General features: G+C 43.3%; 16 protein-coding genes. 8 read left to right on the forward strand and 8 right to left on the reverse strand.

All coding sequences use genetic code 11. The features are described from left to right. Position 1: 1 nt before the first annotated feature. The 5 genes from HUO09_RS03420 to HUO09_RS03440 all read left to right on the forward strand — a co-directional run bounded on the left by HUO09_RS03420 (position 2) and on the right by HUO09_RS03440 (position 4,022). On the forward strand, positions 2-784 hold the full coding sequence (locus tag HUO09_RS03420; RefSeq protein ID WP_167412686.1) for a TSUP family transporter: 783 nt from the start codon (positions 2-4) through the stop codon (positions 782-784). A 303-nt stretch (positions 785-1,087) separates the two neighbouring features. Then, entirely contained in the window at positions 1,088-1,426 is a 339-nt protein-coding gene (locus HUO09_RS03425) for a metalloregulator ArsR/SmtB family transcription factor (RefSeq protein ID WP_188232980.1), read from the forward strand. 45 nt (positions 1,427-1,471) lie between these two features. Continuing rightward, on the forward strand, positions 1,472-2,536 hold the full coding sequence (gene arsB / locus HUO09_RS03430; protein WP_188232981.1) for an ACR3 family arsenite efflux transporter: 1,065 nt from the start codon (positions 1,472-1,474) through the stop codon (positions 2,534-2,536). A gap of 422 nt (positions 2,537-2,958) precedes the next feature. Continuing rightward, positions 2,959-3,294 (forward strand): hypothetical protein, encoded by a 336-nt coding sequence (locus HUO09_RS03435; protein WP_188232982.1) that lies wholly within the window; start codon positions 2,959-2,961, stop codon positions 3,292-3,294. Positions 3,295-3,416: 122 nt separating this feature from the next. Then, positions 3,417-4,022 carry a DUF922 domain-containing protein gene (locus HUO09_RS03440; RefSeq protein WP_188232983.1) on the forward strand — a complete coding sequence of 202 codons (606 nt, stop codon included), beginning with the start codon at positions 3,417-3,419 and terminating at the stop codon, positions 4,020-4,022. A gap of 303 nt (positions 4,023-4,325) precedes the next feature. Here HUO09_RS03440 and HUO09_RS03445 read toward each other — a convergent pair whose 3' ends face one another. Next, complete coding sequence (locus HUO09_RS03445; protein ID WP_188232984.1) at positions 4,326-5,861, reverse strand: BCCT family transporter; 1,536 nt, start codon at positions 5,859-5,861, stop codon at positions 4,326-4,328. Next, positions 5,848-6,750 carry a homocysteine S-methyltransferase family protein gene (locus tag HUO09_RS03450; protein ID WP_188233189.1) on the reverse strand — a complete coding sequence of 301 codons (903 nt, stop codon included), beginning with the start codon at positions 6,748-6,750 and terminating at the stop codon, positions 5,848-5,850. Before HUO09_RS03450 ends, HUO09_RS03445 begins: the two co-directional genes overlap by 14 nt. A 458-nt stretch (positions 6,751-7,208) precedes the next feature. Here HUO09_RS03450 and HUO09_RS03455 point away from each other — a divergent pair, with 458 nt between their 5' ends. Continuing rightward, a complete protein-coding gene (locus HUO09_RS03455) occupies positions 7,209-7,682 on the forward strand; it encodes a DUF1203 domain-containing protein (RefSeq protein WP_188232985.1) in 474 nt (157 codons plus the stop codon). 145 nt (positions 7,683-7,827) lie between these two features. Here the strand turns inward: HUO09_RS03455 and HUO09_RS03460 are convergent, their stop codons facing one another. The 6 genes from HUO09_RS03460 to HUO09_RS03485 form a co-directional block, all read right to left on the reverse strand. Continuing rightward, entirely contained in the window at positions 7,828-8,802 is a 975-nt protein-coding gene (locus HUO09_RS03460) for an alpha-L-glutamate ligase-like protein (protein WP_167412680.1), read from the reverse strand. 1 nt (position 8,803) lies between these two features. Continuing rightward, positions 8,804-10,312, reverse strand: coding sequence for an inactive transglutaminase family protein (locus HUO09_RS03465; RefSeq protein WP_167412679.1), 1,509 nt, complete (start codon positions 10,310-10,312; stop codon positions 8,804-8,806). Positions 10,313-10,333: 21 nt separating this feature from the next. Next, the gene (locus HUO09_RS03470) at positions 10,334-11,074 is read right to left on the reverse strand and encodes an ATP-dependent zinc protease (RefSeq protein WP_188232986.1); all 741 of its coding nucleotides are present in this window, start codon (positions 11,072-11,074) and stop codon (positions 10,334-10,336) included. Positions 11,075-11,291: 217 nt separating this feature from the next. Further along, a complete protein-coding gene (gene cmoB, locus HUO09_RS03475; RefSeq protein ID WP_167412677.1) occupies positions 11,292-12,263 on the reverse strand; it encodes a tRNA 5-methoxyuridine(34)/uridine 5-oxyacetic acid(34) synthase CmoB in 972 nt (323 codons plus the stop codon). Between the two features lie 83 nt (positions 12,264-12,346). Continuing rightward, complete coding sequence (cmoA, locus tag HUO09_RS03480; protein ID WP_167412676.1) at positions 12,347-13,075, reverse strand: carboxy-S-adenosyl-L-methionine synthase CmoA; 729 nt, start codon at positions 13,073-13,075, stop codon at positions 12,347-12,349. A 116-nt stretch (positions 13,076-13,191) separates the two neighbouring features. Beyond that, positions 13,192-14,055 (reverse strand): DUF72 domain-containing protein, encoded by an 864-nt coding sequence (locus HUO09_RS03485; RefSeq protein ID WP_223159311.1) that lies wholly within the window; start codon positions 14,053-14,055, stop codon positions 13,192-13,194. 340 nt (positions 14,056-14,395) lie between these two features. Here HUO09_RS03485 and aspS point away from each other — a divergent pair, with 340 nt between their 5' ends. Next, on the forward strand, positions 14,396-16,171 hold the full coding sequence (aspS, locus tag HUO09_RS03490; protein ID WP_167412675.1) for an aspartate--tRNA ligase: 1,776 nt from the start codon (positions 14,396-14,398) through the stop codon (positions 16,169-16,171). Between the two features lie 134 nt (positions 16,172-16,305). Then, positions 16,306-16,884 carry a thymidine kinase gene (locus tag HUO09_RS03495; protein ID WP_188232987.1) on the forward strand — a complete coding sequence of 193 codons (579 nt, stop codon included), beginning with the start codon at positions 16,306-16,308 and terminating at the stop codon, positions 16,882-16,884. Positions 16,885-16,907: the final 23 nt, after the last annotated feature.

Genomic DNA, 16,907 nt, shown 5'->3' on the forward strand with positions numbered 1-16,907 from the left:
GATGGAATGGTTAGGAAGTGATATCACGCTTTTAATACTAATAGCATTAATGGTATCGGCCTTTGCGGCCGGTTTCATTGACTCCGTAGCCGGAGGAGGAGGGCTCATTTTAGTTCCTTCTTTTATCCTTGCGGGATTACCGCCTCAATTGGCTCTGGGGCAAGAAAAAATTGTCAGTACGTTAGGAACTATCGCAGCTATTCGAAATTTTGTTCGAAATAAGAAAGTAATTTGGACCGCAGTGGCAACCGGTATCCCAGCCGGGTTAATTGGTGCGTATGCTGGTGCACAAGCGATTCTCTACTTTAACCCTGAGACAATCGGAAAAATCATTCTTTTTATGCTTCCGTTCGGAATTATTTTATCTTTCATTCCTAAGAAGGATCGCAATGAAGAAAACTCAGCTCCAATCAATAAAACAGTCATTCTATTTGGTGTTCCGGCTGCTGTATTTGTAATTGGTTTTTATGACGGCTTTTTCGGTCCAGGTACAGGTAGCTTTCTGATTTTAGCTTTGCATTACTTACTGAGATTTGATTTAGTTTCGTCATCAGCCACTTCAAAGTTGTTTAATTTTTCTTCTAATATCGGCGCGTTATTTGCCTTTATGATTGCAGGTAATGTCCTATATATGCTGGCCATACCTTTAGTAGCAATGAACTTATTAGGCAACCATGTTGGGAGCTCATCAGCAATGAAGTATGGCGCCAAATTGATTCAACGAACCATTTCAGTATCACTCAGTCTACTGATGATTTCGCTGGGTTATAAATTCCTGTTCTAAAAACTAGACACTAAATTTATACGATAGAACTCTGATCCAATGCGGATGAGAGTTCTAGTATTAATCTAAGCTATCTGAACAACTACACTGTCAGCCAAGATTATGTTTTTTCCCATACCTGACTTAATCCGCATTTTCCTAAATTAAGTAGAAACTCTAACGCGCTTCTGTCCAAATAGTTTGTTACAACTCTGCAGTTCGTGTGTGTGATCACCAAGTGATTTTGTGTTTGAAAATTTACATATATGGAATTTCAGATATATGATATTCCATATATATTAATCGTAAATTCTACTTCGCACTATGCTCGAGCCAATCCTGCTTTACAAAGCACTTTCAGAAGAAACTCGCCTAAAATCTCTGCTTTTAATGCATAGCCAAGGGGAGCTGTGTGTCTGTGACCTAATGGCGGCGCTTAGTATCAGCCAGCCCAAAATATCTCGGCATCTTGCCGAACTACGAAAGCACGGGCTTGTTCTGGATGAGCGACGTGGTAAGTGGGTTTACTACCGAATCAGTCCCACGCTAGCTCCTTGGGTCAAGCAAGTGCTGGAAATCACACTTAAACATAATTTGTCACTTATCGAGCCAGGGTTGCAGTTCATCAAAGGTACATCATGTTCGAATGGCGTGAACGAATAATGCTCTATTCCGTTGGTTTATCAATTTCAAATTAAAGAGGTTTGTATGGGTAATGTCTCAAGCAGTGTCGATACCAGCGCATCTGAAAAAATGAGTTTTCTTGATCGATACTTAACCGTATGGATTTTTCTTGCAATGGCAGCTGGTGTAGGGATAGGGGTGTTATTTCCTCAAGTCGCTCAGTGGAACGAAAGCCTATCTGTTGGTTCAACCAATATCCCACTTGCCATTGGCTTAATCTTAATGATGTACCCGCCATTGGCGAAAGTGAACTATAGCCTTTTAGGTGAGGTGACTCGTGATAAACGCGCGATAACACTTTCTTTAGTGATGAACTGGCTCGTGGGACCGCTTTTGATGTTCACATTAGCCATCATTTTCTTACGCGACCAGCCAGGTTATATGGTTGGATTAATCCTGATTGGGCTTGCACGATGTATTGCAATGGTCTTAGTCTGGAACGATATCAGCGGCGGCAACAAAGAGTACGGGGCAACCTTAGTCGCCTTAAATAGCGCGTTTCAAATTGTCACTTACAGTTTTATGGCATGGCTGTTTATCACTGTTTTACCCCCTTACTTTGGTCTTGAAAGTTTCGTCGTTGATGTCACGATCTGGGATATTGCACAAAGCGTCTTAATTTACTTAGGTATCCCTTTCATAGCGGGATTCTTAAGCCGTAAGCTATTGGTCTCAGCAAAAGGTGAACAGTGGTACAACGAAGTCTTTATCCCTCGTATTTCGCCAATCACTTTGATTGCACTTTTGGCAACCATCGTTTTGATGTTTAGTCTGAAAGGGGAAATGATCATCGAGTTACCAATGGATGTTTTCAGTATTGCTGTGCCATTGATCATCTATTTTATGGTGATGTTTTTTGCGAGCTTCTACATCGGTAAACGTATGGGGATCCCTTACGACCAAAATGCTTCTATCGCCTTTACTTCATCAGGTAACAACTTCGAACTGGCTATCGCCGTATCAATCGCTGTGTTTGGATTAAACTCTGACCAAGCGTTTGCTGGTGTAATTGGACCTTTGGTAGAAGTGCCAGTCCTAATCGCTTTGGTTAACGTCGCTTTGAGAGTGAAGAGGAAATACTACGCTTAACAGTGATGTCTACATGTTTCAAAATTAGTGCGCATTTCACGGTTGGCGCTTCTAGCTCATTCTTGCTTGGTTAACCCGAAACCTTACTTATACGTTTACGTTTTTACCATATTTTATGTTATTCGAGAGGGAGCTCTGAATATATTTGTTCTGTATCATCATAAATATCAGTAAATTCAATAAATTATTTGAGATTAAAAACGGTTTTGAGTATTTATATTGAGTAACATGTCTACCTTTATAAAAATAGAAGAGCAGGTTTTCATAGCTGTCCGATACTGCAAGAGATGTGGTTAAGACACCGAGCACCTCGAACTTATTAAGCAAAAAGCATCCAAATATGGAAAGAGTAAGAAGGAGCAGTTCAAAGCATTTATTGCGGGTTTCTTCGGTGGAATAGCTAACTTTAATTGATTTCTAATATGAGTACTTTTATCAAAACCCTCACGCTTGAAGCCGCCGTTGTTTTAGCAGTCATGTACGGTGTCCGTACCTTTTTCGATTACTTATCTGTGATAGCTCTTGTTGATTACTTAGCGTATAGCGGCATATGCATATTAATACTAGCTGTGGTTTCTATAGAGGATAGCACCTCTGTTAGTCTGAATTTGTTCGGCAACATGATACAACGTGAAACTATTCGTAGTGACGACAAAAGGTTGGGCAGTGGTAACAAAGGCACCTTTTCCATTCGAATGGGAATTATTGGTATATCGCTGCTCATGGTTAGTGCAGCAGTCGCTTACTTAGCGGAGTAACGAGTATTTAAATTCTGCAGATAATCTGGATTAAGACTGATACCTAAGTCGGCTGTATACCACTAGGAGGTCTCTTCGGTGGATTTTCTGCTTTGTTTACCATCTAAGCTTTTAAGGAAAAAATGAAAAAAATTGCTTTTGCAATCATTTGTTTAATAGCTCCAAGTTATTGCTATTCCAACACAGAAATTGGGTTTCCTTTCCAGAAGAAGTTTGAAATTTTTAAGGTCGTTGGAAATAGTGCAGATGAAATTGAGAATTCTTTTAGTGGAAGTAAGCCAAATTTTCTTAAAATGAAGGGTTTTGACGGTTATACGGCATGGAAGTATAACTTTCACACAAACGATGAGACTTGTGAAATTTATGACTTTGGCTTGCGGATTACCTATACGCTCCCGCAACTTGAAATGTCGATACTTTCACCAGAATCAACAAAAGAGTATCGTTCTTATATAGAAAAGCTCTACCAACATGAGCAGGTTCATTGTGCTCTTACTGTAAAATATATGCGTGAGATTTTTCTCGCTTTTAAAGCAGGACAACATGGAGAGTGTGGTTCTGCTAACCAGAGAACTATAGAGTTAGAACGTGAGTTAAAAGAAGATAACGAGCTTTTTGATGTCTATACATCACATGGCGAAATTGAACTGGCTGAGTCGCCATTCGGTGAAGAAAGCTACTTAAAAGTATGTGAAATACCATATGAACCAATTTCACCACACATATAACAAACGTCTAAGCCTTAAACATCCTTTTTCTGATCTGAAAGAAGAACGAACCGTATTTCTGAAGCTAGCATCAACAGCACTCCATTAGTTACTCAGGCTTCGGCCAACAAAAGTAATTTTCCATAGAATTTCTTCTCGACCTAATGCTGCTTTGGCTTGTTGTCTGATAATGCAAGAACCATCGAGCATAACTAATGGTACAGGTTTAGTGGTATCAAGAAATTCTTTAAAATATTTGTTTGCAGGTCCATACCAAGTGTAACCCTCCTCGAGTTAAAACACGAAGAGGGTTTGTTTTTGAGGCTAAGCAATCAGCTCTTGAGTTTCCACGGATGCTTCTGGTTTCACATGCGAAGCTGTTTTTCCTTTTAACTCCATCATGAGTTGTTTAACTAAAACTCCGTAGATAAACATCATTGGTAGTCCCGCGACCACGCACAATGATTTAATGGTATTGATGTTGCCACCCGTTAAGAACACGCTGAAACTGATTAGTGCAATCGCTCCTGCCCACATCAGTTTGACCTTGTTGTCTGGGTCTCCGTTTAGGGATAGCTGATTGGTCGTTAGCATTGAGGTGGCGACACTTGCGCTCGACATCGTGGTCAACATCAAGAAGAACTGAATGACCAAAAAGACCGCAAGAACCACGTTATTTGCTGGCAAGGTTTTTATTAAAGAGACGACGGCAAACGTCAATCCGCCACTGCTCATCCACTCTTGAACTGGGTAACCACCTAAAAGTTGGGCCCAAACAGCATACCCGCCAAAGATTGAAATAAAGAATGCACATCCTAGCGCTCCCATTGAGATGGTATACAAGATGACTTCACGAATAGTGCGGCCTCTCGATATCCGTGTAATAAACAACCCCATCATGATTAAGTACGCGTAGTACCAGAACCAATAATATTGAGTCCACGCTTGAGGGAAACCACTTTTCTGCACCGGATCTGTCCAAAGGGACATGCGGAAGAAGCTATCTAGCATGACACCGAGCGAATCCGTCGCGTTGTTCAGCACAAATTGGGGATTTGATGAAAACAGCACAAACAAGGCGAAGAGAATCGCAGCGATGACGGTGTAATCAGATACCTTGCTGATGCCTTTGTTAAAACCCACCAGTGTCACCGAGAATAAAACCAATACGAACAAGAAAATGATGCCGCCTTGTAGCATCAAGTTGTTCTCTATCCCAAATAGCTCTGCCGTTCCCGCACTGAGCAGCGTGACCGTTAACGCTAATGAACTCGCAAAAGCCGCTAGCGTTCCGAAGATAGCTAATAGATCGACGCATTTACCCACGACAGGGTTCTTACCTAGTACTGGTTCACACAATGTGGATAGCTTCAGTGTGCGGCGTTTTTGTACGTAGAAAGCATAAGCAAAAGGAATTGCTGGAAAGCAATAGATCGCCCATCCTGTAATCCCCCAGTGGAACATTGAATAAGTGACCGACCAGGCCGCTGCGGTGTAACTGTTCGCTTCTGCAAATAATGGTGGAGATTGTAGGTAGTACATCGGTTCACCGATGCCCCAATAAATGAGCGATGCACCAACACCAGCCGTAAAAATCATGCCGCCAAAAGAGAAGTTCGAGTACTCAGGTGTTCCTTCACCTAATCGGATATCACCATACTTGGAGAATGCCAACCAAAGCAGAAAACCAACAAGAGCAAGACTGCTGATTTGTACCAACCACCCAAACCAGTAGGTAACAAACGTCATGCCGTTACTTGCCATTGCTTGTGACTGCTCAGGGAACATTGAAGAGACAAGCAAAATAAGCAGGACAGTGATAATCGCAGGAATGGTGAGTCCGAGATTAAGATTCTTCAAGAGTGTCTCTCCACGCCGTTAGCACTTCAATGTGACTAGGCTCAATGCCACAACAGCCGCCAATGATACTCGCCCCTAAACGGTGCCACGTTTTAGCGTATTCTAAATACTCTGTTGGAGAGAAGTTTCTAAGTCCTTGATATGACTCATTAGCTTGGTGATTCGCTTTAATCGGCGCAAAGCTGTTGGCGTAAACACCAATAGCCAGCGTTTTTCCTGTGCGTTCCAATACCAGATTCACGTCTTTGAGGGCTTGTTCAATCACTTCAGGAATTGAGCAGTTAAAGAAAACCCCCGTTGCTTTAGTATCAAGAAGTGCTTCCACGGCGTCTGTGACAAGTTCACCAGAGCGCAGACGGGATACTTCACTGACTTCATCTTCTAAAGTGAAAGAGATATAAGAGGGTTTGTCGGTTTTAGACAGGACTTTGGCTACTACTCGAGCTTCACTAAGGCTTGCAACGGTTTCTGCCAACCAAATATCAACATGTGGCTCCTGAGCTTCAAATAAACTGACAGCGATGTCGTAGGCGCTCTTTTCTTCAAACAAATCAGGTCGATAAGAACCAAACGCAGGAGGAATAGAGCCAGCGATAAGCACTTCTTTTTGTGACAGGGTCACTGCATCGCGTGCAGTTTTAGCTGCTTTTTCTGCCAGTTCACGTCCTCGCTCTTCATACAGCTCTTCACCTAGATGAAACGGAACACATGCATAGCTGTTTACGGTAATAATTTGTGCGCCCGCATCAATAAAACCTTGGTGCGCTTGCTTAACATGTTGCGGGGATTCAATCAGTGCCTGAGCACTCCAAAGAGGTTGAGAAAAAGGTGCGCCGATGCGTTTTAGCTCGCGCCCCATGCCGCCATCCAATATTGTAAGATTCACTATTTAGACTTCCATACTGCTAAACTCTATATGAACATTCAATCACAATATGAAGTAAGTGAAAGTTACATTTCATCATAATCAACATGAAGAAACTTCATGTTGAAGCGTTGGAGATAGATGCTTACATGATCTGTACCATCGAAACTAGACTGTAGATAAAGAGATTTTTCCTGAAGTTATTCATGAATTGCCAAATTAAATAGAAATCCTAAGGCGGTTTTGTCCAGATGTGTGCGAGAGACGGTTCTCTCTAACAAATAGTTATCCAGATAGCTGTCGTGCTTTCGCCATTCCGGGCTACCGAACTTGAAAGCAAAAAATATGAAGAGAGTATCTAGTATCGATTTAACTTTTGTCGTAAATACCATCTATGGTCATAAGTTACGGTTCCGTTTGTGGCTAGAAGTTTATTTCTGACCAGCTATGCTCGCATTTTTGGATAGAAGGGAAAAATAACGATGACTACGAACTTTATAGTGAAGCCACTTGAGAAAAACATTTTTGCTGAACTGTTAAATCAGAGTGAAGAACAACTAGCAGAAGTTAATGCTAGATGGCTGATTGCAGACTCAAAGCCTGGCTATCCTTGTCGAGTATCATTGATAGAAGCTGAAGTTGGAGAGCGAGTTTTGCTCATCCCATTTAAGCATCATGATGTTCCATCACCTTATCAAGCCTCTGGCCCTATTTTCATTCGCGAAAATGCTGAAACAGCCGAGTTGGAAATTAACGAAATACCTGAAATATTAACAAAAAGACTGTTGTCTGTGAGGGCATACAATACTGAGAACTTGATGATTCACGCAGAAACCGCACAAGGTGCAGAATTGGAAAATGTTATCCGTAATCAGTTTTTTAACAGTGAAGTCGCATACCTGCAAATTCATAATGCAAACCCTGGTTGTTTCAATTGTAACGTTCACCGAGCCTAGTAAGCGTACGAGCTTTCAACATACTATTCCCGATGAACCAACTTAGAATGATACTTTCACTTGGTTTGTGTCCAAACCTTTTACCCATACAAAAAAGCCAGAGAATTCATCTCTGGCTTTGTGTTTTAGGAGAAGGGGGGAGTGATTACTCTTCTTTGGCTCCAAAATGTTTGGCGGCGTAAGCAACACGCTCTTCTGCTGATGGGTAAATCATCGGTGTGCCGAGACTCTCAATATGTTGCAGACGAGGTAGAAGACCAGCACCGTTTGCGATTTGAATCGCTAGACCGGGGCGGGCGTTAAGTTCTAGCACCATAGGCCCTTCTTCTTTGTCGAGCACCATATCCGTACCCATATAACCAAGGCCTGTCATTTCCCAAGCACTTGCCGCAAGCGTTAACAAACGTTTCCAGTGAGGTACCTGAAGGGTATTCAGTTCTTTTCCGGTATCAGGGTGAAGTTTGATAGGGCGGTTGAACTGAACAGCACGCACCGCTTTACCCGAAGCAATATCAATACCCACGCCAACAGCACCTTGGTGCAAGTTCGCTTTACCGTCAGAAGCGGATGTGGAAAGACGCATCATCGCCATTACTGGGTAGCCTTTAAATACGATAATACGCACATCGGGCACACCTTCGTAACTGAAGCCGTCAAAACAGTCATCGAACTTAATCAGGTTTTCAACGACAGCAACGTCGTTCTTACCACCCAAAGAGAACAGGCCAGCCAATGCATTGCTCACATGGCGTTCTACGTCTTCTTTGTTGATGGTTGAACCCGAAGGTTTGGTATACACGCCATCTTTGTGTGACGTGATAACCAGAATCCCTTTACCGCCACTACCACGAGCGGGTTTGATAACAAACCCCTGCCAGTCTTTGACCATCTCATGGATATGCTTTACGTCACCTTGGTTGCTCACGACACCGATGAGCTTTGGTACCGTTGCGCCAGCTTGCTGAGCAATCAGCTTTGTTTTGAGCTTGTCATCCACCAATGGGTATTTAGAACGGTCATTGTAACGACCAATATAAGCGTGGTTACGCTTGTTCATTCCCATAATCCCTTTGTGCTTTAGCTTAAAGGGTGATGTGTATTCTGAGAGATTAAGAAACATATTAATCTCCGTCTACAAGAGGCTTAAATCGACGCAACTCTGTGATGCGGTAACCTGTGTATGTACCTAGTAGCAAGATGATACCCAGAACAATCAGTTGTAGACCGATGAAGTTAAAGGTCAGGTGCTGTACATAAGAGTTGGTCATTGCCAAGTAAATTAATACTGCCGTTAGAAGTGAGCCGCCGCCTTGCAACACGACTTCTTTCGCGCCTTCTTCTTCCCATAGGATAGACATACGTTCGATTGTCCAAGAGAGGATAATCATAGGGAAGAAAGTAATGGTTAAGCCTTCTGTTAAGCCAATCTTGAAGGCTACAACAGTAAAGATAGAAATAATCAATATTACCGCGATGATAACTGCGGATATCCGCGCGACCAGTAGCAAGTTCAGCTTGGATAGGTAACTTCGAATAATAAGCCCCGTCCCGACAATAAGTAGGAAGCCAATAATACCCGTTGTTAGCTGTGTCTGAACGAATGCCACAGCAATCAGAACAGGCATGAATGTGCCGGATGTCTTAAGACCAATGATCACGCGTAGGAACACAACAATCAGTGCGCCAATCGGGATCAGCATGATGGTTTTAAACATCGCTTGTTCTTCAAGTGGCAAGCTGTGAATCGAGAGGTTTAGCAGACCATCAGCATCAACTTTGTTGTCGGTTGCCTGCTGTGGTGACACTTCTTGAGCGATCATGCTGAAGTGCACTTGGCTATTACGGCCACCAATCACATCCAATAGCGATACGTTCGATTCATCCCAAACGAGTAGGTTTGGATGAGAAGGTTGCGTGCCCGTTTCTGGGTTGAAAAGAACCCATTTCTTACCATCCCACACTTGGTTCATGTGTTGAATGGTTTGACGACGACGCCCATCTTCAAGATGAATAACACCCACAACTTTGTTTGGAATCTGAGCGTAAGAAAGTAGCTTTTCCGCCGCTTCTACTTTACTCATCTTATTGGTAAGTAACGCCGCGTTTTGGCTTTCAGAATCGTTCAGGTTTTTGATTAATTCGCGCGAGAAAGAGATATCGTCGGCAGAGCGTTCGGTAGCGCGGTTAATCAGAGCAATTGCAGCGGTTTCTACAGGGCCTTCAAACGTCGGTTTGACCACTTCTTGCATTGGAGGAACCGTGGTGACTTTTGCTTGAGGGTCTACAAGAAACTGCGTTTTGTAGTAAATCGTTTGAGGACCTTGAGCTTGTCGGATAGACCATTCAGCACGTCGGCCAGATTGGTCACTGACATAGGAAATGCCGTAACCGGGTGAAGAGGCGGTTTCGCCGATAAGGGTGTAGCCATTTTGCGTGTGAGGAGCAGCAAGAGAAACCTTAGCTTCTTTGCCTAATGCGTTAAATTCTATCCTAGCTTCAACATCCCAAATTTGGCGGGTTTCACCAGGTGTCCAAGGTACTCCATAATTTTGATGACGGAGCACACTTAAAGCAATCCCAGCTGCAATCAGTAAAAAAACTGATAGATAAAATGGAACTCTTGACGTCATAAGTTACCTTTATTTTTGTTATTAATTTGTCTCTGTGTGAATGTATTTACGACTGACATCCACTACAGCTATGTCACGAATAAACTCGCGCCCTAGCAAGATAGGATGGCTCATTTGAGAGCGGTCTGCCAGCGTAAATTCTGTTTTTTCGTTGATGCTACCAATTTTAACCCATAGCTGAACAACTGCACGTCTTTCAGTCTCTTCATTGGTCGATTGGCGAATTCGTACGTAACGTATAATTGGCGATTCTATCCAATTTGAATCATCAGGTTTGTTTTCTCCGTCTGATAAATGAAAACGAACCCATTTCTTACCATTACGTTCAAATTCCGAAATATCAATCGCATTGAGTGAAGACGTTGCTGCACCAGTATCTACACGGGCATCGAACATTTGATCAAGCGCTTTAATTTCTACGTGTTCGATTTCACCCAGAACTAACTTATGTTGCGGTTGTGGCTTGGGCACGAATTGTTGTTTAGAGGTAGGAGACTTTTTAACGCTTTTCGGTGCACGTTTTGCTGCGATGACTTTTAGTTCTTTCACATCATCCGCTAAGGTCAGAACTTTGCTTTCTAGGCTATCGATATAATCATTCTGATTACTAAGTTGAAGCTGTAAATTGGTTATTTCATTAGTGATTTGGGCATTTGACTGCTGAATCGCAGTAAGTGTGGCTTGATGATATTCATCACCATTCATTAGGGTACAACCAGAAAGTAAGCCTAGAGCTACAATTGGTGCTATGCGCTTAAACATTTACGGCCTTATTTATTTGTTTTTACAGTGATATTTGACGACACAAAGATGACGATTTCATCCAGCCGATAGGATAACTTTGAAAGAGGGAGAGAGAGTTAAAACTGTGTCAAAAGATCCCGGATTTACTTATTCCTTCAGCGCTGCCGGAGCTTACATAGCCACATAAAGTTGCAGTACTGCAACTTTATGTGATTTGAGAACGATCTGAAGGTGATTAAGGGTTCTTTGCCACCAAAATTGCACGTCTTGGTGCTGGATAACCTTCAACGGTTTTGCTTGGGTCACTTGGATCAATGTAATCCGGCAGAGAGTTATGGGTCATCCATTCGGTTGTGCGTTGCTCATCAACGGATGTTACGTTCTCATCGACGATTCTCACGTCAACAAAGCCCACTTTTTCTAGCCATGCTTTTAACGCCAAAGCGGACGGGAAGAAGTACACATTGCGCATTTGTGCGTAGCGATCAAACGGAACCAATACGGCATTTTCGTCGCCTTCGATGACAAGCGTCTCCAATATTAATTCACCACCAGAGACGAGCTGGTTTTTCAGTTGAATCAAATGGTCGATCGGAGAACGGCGATGATACAGAACACCCATGCTGAATACTGTATCAAACGCTTTCAGTTCAGGAAGTTGCTCAATACCTAACGGTAACAAGTGCACCTTTTGGTTATCACCCATTAGCTTACGTACAGCTTCAAACTGAACTAGGAACAACTCTGAAGGGTCAATACCAATCACTTGATATGCACCTTCACCCAGCATGCGCCACATGTGGTAGCCGTTACCACAACCCACATCCAATACGGAACGGTTCTTTAACGGTGAAATATGTGGAAGCAGACGATCCCATTTCCAGTCTGAGCGCCATTCAGTATCGATATGAATGCCGTGCAGGTGGTAAGGGCCTTTACGCCAAGGGTGGAAAGTCTTGAGCAAATTCTCCAGTTTTTTCTGTTCACCATCAGCGAGTGGTTCACTGTTGCTGACAGTTACCGACTCTTTCAGGTCGATATGATCTGGTTGCGAGCTTGAAATTTTGTTTAAAGCGCGCAACCAGCGATCCAAGTCACCGTGAGGTTGTTGTTGCCAGTCAGTAAGTTGTTGAGGCAAGACATTGAGCCAAGGTTGCAGGCGTGTGTCTTGCGCAAGCAATTGATAGACATTAGCAAAATTCAACATGGAGAATCCTAATCAAAAATTTGAGACCCTAAAAACAATAAAGAGAAGCTGAAGGTAAGGGCGGTACTTCAGCCTCTAAAATCTTATTTGATGGCAAACATTGAGCCGAAGTTAAAGCACTGGAACCAAACTTCGAAGCTGGAGAAGCCCAATTTTGCAAAACGCTCTTTGTGCAGTTCGATAGAATCTGGAAGCATAACGTTTTCAATTGCACTGCGCTTTTGGCTAATTTCCAATTCGCTATAACCGTTTGCACGTTTGAAATCATGATGCAGGTCGATAAGCAGTTCGTGGGCACTTTCGTTATCGAAAACGAACTTCTCTGACACAATCAGAATGCCGCCCGGACGTAAGCCTGCATAGATTTTTTCCAGCAAAGAGTAGCGATCTTCTGGAGATAAAAATTGCAAAGTGAAGTTCAGCACAACCATAGATGCATTGCTGATTTCGATATCGCGGATATCCGCTTCAATCACTTCTACAGGGGTATCCGAACGGTAAGCGTTCACATGCAGTTTGCAGCGTTCAACCATCGCATGAGAGTTATCAACTGCGATGATGTTGCAGCCTTCCTGTTGAATGTGGCGGCGAATTGATAGCGTGGCAGCACCAAGCGAGCAACCTAAGTCGTACACTTGAGTGTTTGGTTTTACGAATCGCTCTGCCAACATACCAATAGCAGAAATGATGTTGCTGTATCCCGGAACCGAACGCTGAATCATGTCCGGAAAGACTTCAACCACACGCTCATCAAACGTGAAATCGCCAATCTTATCGATTGGGGCAGAAAAGATAGTGTCTTTTGGGCTCATTGTTGACCTCACGCCGAAGCAAAATGCCTACTTAAACAGTAGATGGTTCAAGAAAAGGCGCGTATTTTATGAAAAAATGTGGCGTCTGTCATTAAATGCAGCTTATGTATTTATTTCTAAAACATACTTAGTTGATTTGTATCGCTTTGAGCGGGGAATTGCGCTAAATCCGGCAGAGTGACTACGCTTTGCAAACGTTGGTAAATCGCCAGCGCTAACTCCGGAGCATAGTTGTTGTCTGGAGTATGAATCATCACATAAGGTTGTTTTCCCTCGGCAATCCAAGTCGGCAGCTTTTGAACCCAAGGTTCGAAGAAGGGCATGTTGGCATCCATGTCTGGATGACCGATAAAACGAATCATCGGTTTATTTCCGGTCGAAATTGCGTGAACCGGCACTCTGGGTTTTTTCTGCTGCGCATCAATAATGACATCAGAGTTTCTTTCTGCTGAGAAAAGAGGGCGACTATCCATAATGATGCGGTCGATGTTTTCTTCGTTCAGCCACTGATTCAGTGCTTTCTCTGCCTCCCCTTTAGTGAAAAAACTTGGATGTCTGACTTCCACACCCAAAGGAAATTGCGCTGGGAAATAACGTCGAAACTTCTTTAATTGTTCCAGATGAGTTGGGCCAAAAGCGGCAGGCAGTTGAATGGTCCACATGCCTACTTTTTCATGTAACGGTTCCATCAAGCTCATAAAGGCTTTCAGTTCGTCCTGACAACCATTCAACATGTTCTGGTGAGTAATGGATTTCGGCAGTTTAAAAGTAAATCGGAATGACTCTGGTGTTGCCGCTTTCCAATTGTTGACTGTCGCGGGGGACGGAGAGGCGTAAAAGGTAGTATTGCCCTCTACCGTATGAAATACCTGAGCGTATTTTTCGAGTCGCTGTGATGCTTGAGTACCACTTCCGTAGAAATGCTGCTGCCAGAAAGGGTGAGACCACATCGTCAGTCCGAGTCGAAGAGGGTATTCCATTGCATCCATAGCCAGTGTTGTTTGCTCTTTTTGTTGTTTATCGTCACGAGAGTTTTGAAGAATACGATACTTTAGCGCTATAATCAGCGCCAATTTTTCCATGTTGCAGATGCTATTGTCGCTAAAATGGCGGTTTATTGTACTAAATGTCAGCAACGATGGATAAAACACAACAAATTGTATTCTGGAAGGTCGATTTTATACGTCTTTCAGCGTATAAATGGAACTTTTCCGTGGCAGAGTCCTTTCTTGAAGAAAAGTTGTTCTGAACAACTACTTCAACAGAGTTGATTGTGTCGCATAGAATTTGATGACTTATTAAGAGATTGGGAATTTCATTATGCGTAGCCATTATTGTGGTCACCTGAACAAGTCCCTTGCAGGACAAACTGTGGAGCTGTGCGGTTGGGTTAACCGTCGTCGTGATTTAGGCGGTCTTATCTTCATTGATATGCGAGATCGTGAAGGTATCGTTCAGGTGGTTGTTGATCCGGATATGGCAGACGTCTTTGAAGTTGCTAACCAACTTCGTAATGAGTTCTGTATCAAGTTGACGGGTGAAGTTCGCGCTCGTCCAGATAGCCAAATCAACAAAGACATGGCAACCGGTGAAGTAGAAATTTTGGCAACTGGCCTTTCTATTATCAACCGCAGTGATGCACTGCCTCTAGACTTCAACCAGAAGAACTCAGAAGAGCAACGTCTGAAATACCGTTACTTGGACCTACGTCGTCCAGAAATGAGCGACCGCATTAAGCTACGTGCAAAAGCATCAAGCTTTGTTCGCCGTTTCCTAGATAGCAACGATTTCCTAGATATCGAAACACCAGTACTGACGAAAGCAACACCTGAAGGCGCTCGCGACTATTTGGTACCAAGCCGTGTTCACAAAGGTAGCTTTTACGCGCTTCCTCAGTCTCCTCAGCTATTCAAACAGCTGCTGATGATGTCTGGTTTTGACCGTTACTACCAAATCGTTAAGTGTTTCCGTGATGAAGACTTACGTGCTGACCGTCAGCCTGAATTCACTCAGATCGATATCGAAACGTCATTCATGAGCGCAGAACAAGTTCGCGCTGTGACTGAGAAAATGATCCGTGAAATGTGGTTAGAGCTGAAAGGTGTAGATTTGGGCGAGTTCCCAATCATGCCTTACTCAGAAGCGATGCGTCGTTTCGGTAGCGATAAGCCGGATCTACGTAACCCACTAGAGTTGGTTGATGTTGCTGATCTGCTTAAAGAGGTAGATTTCAAAGTATTCTCTGGCCCAGCGAACGATGAGAACGGCCGTGTGGCTGCTTTACGCGTACCTGGCGGTGCTGCACTGAGCCGTAAACAAATCGATGAATACACTTCATTCGTCGCGATTTACGGTGCGAAAGGTTTGGCATGGATGAAAGTGAATGACCTAGCAGCAGGTGCTGAAGGCATTCAATCTCCAGTAGCGAAATTCCTGACTGCAGAGATCATTGCGTCTATCATCGAACGTACTGGCGCTCAAAATGGCGATATCATCCTATTTGGTGCAGACAAAGCGAACATCGTTGCTGAAGCTATCGGTGCGCTACGTTTGAAAGTAGGTAAAGACCTAGAGCTAACCGATACTTCAACTTGGGCTCCACTATGGGTTATCGACTTCCCAATGTTTGAAAGCGATGGTGAAGGTAATGTTGCAGCAATGCACCACCCATTCACGTCTCCTCTGAACATGACTCCAGAAGAGTTGAAGGCAAACCCAACTGCTGCGCTTTCTAACGCATACGACATGGTACTAAACGGCTACGAAGTGGGTGGTGGTTCTGTGCGTATTCACGATGCACAAATGCAAGCAGCAGTATTCGATATCCTAGGTATTGAAGCTGACGAGCAACAACTTAAGTTCGGTTTCCTATTGGATGCTCTTAAGTTCGGTACGCCTCCACACGCAGGTCTTGCATTCGGTCTTGACCGTCTAGTGATGCTGCTATGTGGTACTGATAACATCCGTGATGTTATTGCGTTCCCTAAAACAACCGCTGCTGCGTGTCTGTTGACTGATGCGCCAAGTTTGGCAAACCCAGCGGCTCTTGAAGAGCTAGCAATTGCTGTAACTGTTGCGAAAGAAAAAGCAGAGTAATTCCTGCGTTGATTTGAGGGTGGCTAACTAGCCACCCTTTTTATTGTCTAACTGATAGTGGATCAAAGTAAGTATTCTCTTTGCTTTGTATAATCCCCACAAAATGATTTTGAATAAGATAGGAAATTTGTCCCTTGGCTCAGATGTATTTTTACTACTCTGCAATGAATGCAGGTAAATCAACCACACTGCTGCAATCGTCTTTTAACTATCAAGAACGTGGGATGACACCTGTTATCTTTACCGCAGCAATTGATGACCGCTATGGCATTGGTAAAGTGAGTTCGCGTATTGGTCTGGAATCAGAGGCGCATCTATTTCAAGCCGAAACAAACCTTTTTGAAGCGATCAAAAGTCTCAATGAAGATGAAAAACGCCATTGTGTATTGGTTGATGAGTGCCAGTTCCTGTCTAAAGAGCAGGTTTATCAGTTAACAGAAGTGGTTGATAAGCTACATATCCCAGTACTGTGTTATGGTCTGCGCACAGACTTCCTTGGTGAACTGTTTGAAGGCAGTAAGTACCTGCTTTCATGGGCAGATAAGCTGGTGGAATTGAAAACCATCTGTCATTGTGGACGTAAAGCGAACATGGTTATCCGTACCGATGAACATGGCAATGCGATTTCAGAAGGTGATCAAGTCGCGATTGGTGGCAACGATAAATACGTCTCTGTCTGCCGAATGCATTACAAAGAAGCATTGGGTAAATAGCGAAAATAAATAAAGAAAAAGGA

Origin of the sequence: Vibrio sp. Y2-5, assembly GCF_014596725.1 — a bacterium.
Lineage (GTDB): Bacteria > Pseudomonadota > Gammaproteobacteria > Enterobacterales > Vibrionaceae > Vibrio.